Consider the following 5,617-nt stretch of genomic DNA (forward strand, 5'->3'; position numbering starts at 1 on the left):
GATGCCGGGCAGCCACTTGGCCTTCTGTTCGGGGCTGCCGAACATCACCAGGCCCTGGCTGCCGATGCCGACATTGGTGCCGAACACCGAGCGGAAGGCGGGCGAGGCGCGGCCCAGCTCGATGCCGACCAGGCACTCCTCTTCCATGTTCAGGCCCAGGCCGCCGTATTCCTCGGGAATCGACAGGCCAAACAGGCCAGGCCCTTCATCTCCTCGACGATCTCCGGCGGGACCGCGTCGTCCTCGGACACCTTGGCCTCGATCGGCCGCAGGCGTTCGGCGACAAAGCGCGCCACCATGTCGATCAACTGCTCGCGGGTTTCGAGATCGAGGGCCATGGGGTTCCTTCCGGCGTCAAACACTTGTTTTGCCGCGACTGTAGCCACCGGCGGCCGGAATGGAAGAGGCCGAAAACGTCGAAATCACGCCTGCCGCAGGGTCAGGGCCCCTTGTCCGGCCCGCTTTTTTCAAACCGGGCGCGCCAGGACGCTCTTGTGGACGCCATAGGCGAAATAGACCGCGAAGCCGATCAGGTGAGCGAACAGGAAATAGGTCTGGGTCTTCACCGGCAGGCTGGAGAACAGGTACAGGCAGCCCAGGATCGCCCCGGTCGCCACCAGAGGCCAGACCGGGGTCGAGAACACCCGCGCCCGGCCCGGATCGCGCAGCCGCAGGATGATCACCGACAGCCCCACCGCCACAAAGGCGGCCAGCGTGCCGGCATTGGCCAGTTCGGCGATGTCCTTCAGCGACAGAAAGCCGACAGCACCGCCGCCAGCACCCCGGTCAGCACGGTCATCAGCACCGGCGTGCCGGTCTTGGGGTTCACCCGGGCCAGGGCTTGGGGCAGCAGGCCGTCGCGGGCCATGACGTAGAAGATCCGGCTCTGGCCATACATGAAGGCCAGGATCACCGTCGGCAGGGCGACCACGGCCGCCAGGGCCACCAGTTGGGCGGTCAGCGGATGGTTGAGGGTTTCCAGGATGAACACCAGCGGCGCCTCGCTCTGGGAAAACACCTCGGCCCGCGAGGCCCCGATCGAGACGGCGGCCACGACCATGTAGATCACGGTGCAGACGGCCATCGAGCCGACGATGCCGATCGTCAGGTCGCGCTTGGGGTTCTTGGCCTCCTCGGCGGCGGTCGAGACCGCGTCGAAGCCGTAGAAGGCGAAGAAGATCAGGCTGGCGGCGGCCATCACCCCGACCTTGACGCCGTCGGGACCGGCCACGGCGGCGAAGCCCTGGGGCATGAAGGGGGTGAAGTGGCTGGCGTCGAAGCTGGGCAGGACCAGGGCCACGAATACCGCCAGGGCGGCGATCTTGATGGCCACCAGGACCATATTGATGGTGGCGCTCTCGCGGGTGCCCAGCGACAGCAGACCGGCGACGGCCAGGGAGATGATCACCGCCGGCAGGTTGACCAGCCCCCCGGCGTGCGGGCCGGCCAGCAGGATCTCGGGTGTGCCGATCATCCGGAACAGGCCCGCCGCATGGGCCGACCAGCCGACGGCCACGGCCGCGCAGACCAGGGTGTATTCGAGGATCAGGCTCCAGCCGACGAACCAGGCCACCGGCTCGCCCATGGCCACATAGCTGTAGGTATAGGCGCTGCCCGAGGCCGGGATCATGGTCGACAGCTCGGCATAGCACAGGGCGGCGCAGGCGCAGACGGCCCCGGCGATCAGGAATGACAGGATCACGCCCGGCCCCGCCAGGCCGGCCCCGACGCCGGTCAGGGTGTAGATGCCGGTGCCGACGATGGCCCCGACGCCCAGGGCGATCAGGTGATACCAGCTCAGCGTCTTCTTCAGTTGATGGCCGTGATGGCCATGATGGCCGGCAGCCATGGCGTCGATCGACTTGCGGCGCGTCCAGAAACTCATGCGATCCTCCCCGACTCTGCGGGCCGACCATGGGCTGGGATCGCCGCCTCGCCAAGGGCGGATCGCGCGGGCGCGCAGAGGCCCTCGCGGTCAGATCACCGCGTCGAAAGCGGCCAGGCCGTTGAGGGCGGCGGGCGAGACGCGGCCGCGGTTGCGCATGCGCTCGAACAGCTGCTTGACGCATTGGCTGCCGGTCTTCTCGAACAGGAACGGGAAGACGCCGTGGACGAAACAGGCCAGGCCGCCCAGCAGCATCGGGACCGCGAAGCTCCAGGCCATGGCCATGTGCTGGCCATAGGTCTCGTCGACCGAGCGCGGGTGACGGGTGAAGAGATCGAGCATGCGGGGTCCCCGGAGAATCACGACAGGCCCCAGTCTGACCGCTTCGCCAGGAAAGCCATGGTTCCATTTTTGCTCGAAACCCGGGATAAGAGAACCCTGTTCTCCTAATAGGCAAGATTTGAGAATGATTTCACTGGATCAGATCGACCGGCGACTTCTGGCCCTCCTGCAGCAGGACGCCACCACGCCGATCGCCGAATTGGCCGAGCGGGTCGGCCTGTCCCAGACCCCCTGCTGGAAGCGCATCAAGCGCCTGCAGGACGGCGGGGTGATCACCGCCCGGGTCGCCCTGATCGACCGCGACGCCCTGGACCTGTCCCTGACGGTGTTCGTGGCGGTCAAGACCGGCCGCCACGACGAGGCCTGGCTCAACACCTTCGCCGCCGGGGCCAGCGCCCTGCCCGAGGTGGTCGAGTTCCACCGGATGAGCGGCGAGGTCGACTATCTGCTCAAGGTCGTCGTCCGCGACATCGCCGCCTATGATCGGTTCTACAAGCGGCTGATCGCCACCGCGCCGCTCAATGACGTCAGTTCCAGCTTCGCCATGGAGCAGATCAAGTTCACCACCGCCCTGCCCATCGCCGTGTCTTGATCCTGTCATCCGGCGCGGCTCTTCTGCGGCCAGGCATGGAGCACGAGCATGGACACGACGCGTAGAGACGCCTTTGGCCTGTTGATCGGCGGCGCGGCCCTGGTCCCGGCCTGGGCCCCCGGCCGCGCGGGCGCCCAGACCGTCGATCCGGCCCCGCCGCCGGCCATCCGCGCCCATCTGGGCGTCACCGAAAATCCCTATGGCCCCAGCCGCGCCGCCCGCAAGGCCGCCGCCGAGGCCCTGAACGACACGCCCTATTACGCCTGGGCGCTGGAGGCCCCGCTGGTCGAGCTGATCGCCCGGCGCGAGGGCGTCAGCCCCGAGATGGTCGGCCTGTGCAACGGCTCGCTGGAGGCCCTGTCGCTGCTGTCGACGGCCTTCGCCAAGGCCGGCCCGATCGTGGCTCCGCAGCCGACCTACGCCACGCCCCTGCTCTATGCCCAGCGCCAAGGGGGCAAGCTGGACTGGGTTCCGGTCGCCGCCGACCACCAGATCGACCTGCCGGCCCTGGCCGCCCGGGCCGCGGGGGCGGGCTGCGTCTATGTCTGCAATCCCAACAATCCCACCGGCCTGCTGCTGGATCCCGACGCCTTGCGGGCCTTCTGCGTCGAGGCCTCCAAGAGCGCGCCGGTGATCGTCGACGAGGCCTATATCGAGATCAGCCCCGACCCGGCCGTCCACTCGATGATCGACCTGGTCCGGGAGGGTCGCGACGTGGTCGTGGCCCGCACCTTCTCCAAGGTCTATGGCCTGGCCGGCCTGCGGGTCGGCTTCATCATCGCCCAGCCGGAACGGGTCCGGCAGCTGAAGAGCCTGATCCCCACCCACAAGGGCCGCCCCGGCCTGGCCGCCGCCACGGCCTGCTATGGCGACGCGGCCTATCTGGCCGGGACCAAGACCTATCTGGAAGCCTGCCGGGCCAAGATCTACGCCATCTGCCGGGCCAATGGCCTGACCGCCCTGCCCTCGCACGGCACCTATGTGTTCGTTGACACCGGCAAGCCCAACCTGGCCTTCCAGAAGACCCTGGCGAGCCTGGGGGTCGAGGTGCGGGTGTTCGACAGTCCCGCCCACCCCACCTGGATCCGGGTCGGCACGGCCAGCCCCGCCGAGCTGGACATCTTCGCCGAGGTCCTGCCCCGGGCCCTGAAGGCCTGAGCTGGCCCGACTACCCGCGTCCGCCGTCCACCGCCGGGGTGGCCTGAAGGCGCGGGCCGGGGTAACACCCGTGGATGGCACGAACCAAGCAAAGCGCTGAATTTGAGATCACGGTCGAGGGCGACCCCTATGTCTGGCGCCTGCATCGCCAGCCGGGCTGGTCGAGCGACTCCGGGGTGCGGCACGGGATGGCGATCGCCGTGCGCCACCGCGACTGGCAGCGCGAGGCCGTGGTCGAGTTTCCGCCCGGCCCCGAGCCCCGCTATGGCGCGCCGCAACTGAAGCCTTCGCAGATCCCGACGGACCTCGTGGCCCGGGCCATCGTCTCGGCCATCGGCGCCGGCTGGGAGCCGCTGTCGCGCGGCAAGACCGTGGCCATCGTGGTCGATTCGCAGGGCGGCTGAAGCGCTGAAGCGCTCTAGTCCGGCCAGAGATCCTGCACGTCGCCCTTGCGGTTGAGCATGTGGGTGGCGCGCTTGATCAGCATCAATAGCCTCTGGCGGCGGCCGTCCTGGTCATAGGTCAGGGTCGAGCGGGCCAGGCCTTCCAGCATGAAGCGGGCCAGGTCGCGACTGGCCTGGAAGCGCGGGCCGGCCCCGGCGTGGAGAATCTTGAGGAAATGGTCGCCGGCCTGGGCGCGGTCGAACTCGGCCTGGGCCGGGGCCAGCAGGGCGTGAATGGCCGGATCGGTGCGGGCCGCGGCCTCCAACTCGGCGAAGGCCAGGAAGGGGATGGTCTGCAGCAGCTCCCAGTAGGTATCGATGGCGTGCTCGGTGACGTCGGCGCCCGCCGGCAGCCCGTCGGCGGCGGCCCGGAACAGGGCCGAGCGCTCGGCCTGGACATGGACCACCACGGCCTCGACCAGGGCCTCGCGGGTCGGGAAGTGATAGAGCATCGCGCCGCGCGTGAGATCGGCGGCCTCGGCGATCAGCGGATTGGTCGCGGCGTGATAGCCCAGCTCGGCGATCAGCCGCATGGCGCAGTCGAGAATCCGCGCGCGGGTCTTCTGGGACTTGGGAGTGTCCTTAGCGAGGCGGGCGGCGTCCATGGCCCTGATCTAATGCGCGCCATGCTGCATCGCAACAGCCGCTGTGACGCAGGGACGCGCGGCCGGCGCGATGGTCAAATTCAGGGCTGGAGCGCCTGATAGACGCCCAACCCGCCGTTCGCGGGGTTTCATCAAAGCGACATGCAATCAGCTTATTGCGCGGCGGCAGGGGCGAGACTCCGTTCGCGATCGTTCGGGGACGGAGCAAACGGCGGGGGACTCGGGCATGGGCGAGGAATCTGGACATCCGACGCTATCGCAGCATCTTCATCAGCGACCCTTCATCTGGGGCACCCGGGGCTGCCAGGCTGAGCTGCTGCTGGACTTCATCCGGCATATCGAGTGCGAGCGGCTTTATCTGGTCGGCGACATCATCGACGGCTGGAAACTGCGCCGCAGCGGCTCTGTACTGGCCCCAGGCCCACAATGACGTCGTGCAGAAAGATCCTGCGCCTGGCCCGCTAAGGGCGTCGAGGTGATCTACGTCCCGGGCAATCACGACGACCGGATCCGCGACTTCTGCGGCGTGCATTTCGGCGGGGTGGTCGTGGCCCGCGACGTGATCCACGAGGCCGCCGACGGCAAGCGCTAC

5 protein-coding genes and 3 pseudogenes are annotated in these 5,617 nt (G+C 68.4%); 4 read left to right on the forward strand and 4 right to left on the reverse strand.

Features of this window, described 5'->3' with window-relative positions; all coding sequences use genetic code 11:
- The 3 genes and pseudogenes from CSW58_RS09165 to CSW58_RS09175 form a co-directional block, all read right to left on the reverse strand.
- A pseudogene (locus tag CSW58_RS09165) lies at positions 1–272 on the reverse strand (acyl-CoA dehydrogenase family protein); the annotation flags it as partial.
- A gap of 195 nt (positions 273–467) precedes the next feature.
- Positions 468–1,885: pseudogene (locus CSW58_RS09170) on the reverse strand (amino acid permease).
- Positions 1,886–1,975: 90 nt separating this feature from the next.
- On the reverse strand, positions 1,976–2,227 hold the full coding sequence (locus tag CSW58_RS09175) for a DUF6356 family protein (protein ID WP_099447074.1): 252 nt from the start codon (positions 2,225–2,227) through the stop codon (positions 1,976–1,978).
- Between the two features lie 124 nt (positions 2,228–2,351).
- Between CSW58_RS09175 and CSW58_RS09180 the strand changes: the two genes are divergently transcribed.
- The 3 genes from CSW58_RS09180 to CSW58_RS09190 all read left to right on the forward strand — a co-directional run bounded on the left by CSW58_RS09180 (position 2,352) and on the right by CSW58_RS09190 (position 4,381).
- Positions 2,352–2,819: an Lrp/AsnC family transcriptional regulator gene (locus CSW58_RS09180; protein WP_099447075.1), complete on the forward strand. Its 468-nt coding sequence runs from the start codon at positions 2,352–2,354 to the stop codon at positions 2,817–2,819.
- Positions 2,820–2,867: 48 nt separating this feature from the next.
- Entirely contained in the window at positions 2,868–3,977 is a 1,110-nt protein-coding gene (locus CSW58_RS09185) for a histidinol-phosphate transaminase (protein ID WP_099447076.1), read from the forward strand.
- 74 nt (positions 3,978–4,051) lie between these two features.
- Positions 4,052–4,381: a hypothetical protein gene (locus CSW58_RS09190; RefSeq protein WP_099447077.1), complete on the forward strand. Its 330-nt coding sequence runs from the start codon at positions 4,052–4,054 to the stop codon at positions 4,379–4,381.
- Positions 4,382–4,395: 14 nt separating this feature from the next.
- Here CSW58_RS09190 and CSW58_RS09195 read toward each other — a convergent pair whose 3' ends face one another.
- Entirely contained in the window at positions 4,396–5,025 is a 630-nt protein-coding gene (locus tag CSW58_RS09195; protein WP_099447078.1) for a TetR/AcrR family transcriptional regulator, read from the reverse strand.
- A gap of 239 nt (positions 5,026–5,264) precedes the next feature.
- On the opposite strand from CSW58_RS09195, the pseudogene CSW58_RS09200 reads away from it, so the two are divergent.
- Positions 5,265–5,617, forward strand: a pseudogene (locus tag CSW58_RS09200) (UDP-2,3-diacylglucosamine diphosphatase); the annotation flags it as partial.

The organism is Caulobacter sp. B11, assembly GCF_002737765.1.
Lineage (GTDB): Bacteria > Pseudomonadota > Alphaproteobacteria > Caulobacterales > Caulobacteraceae > Caulobacter.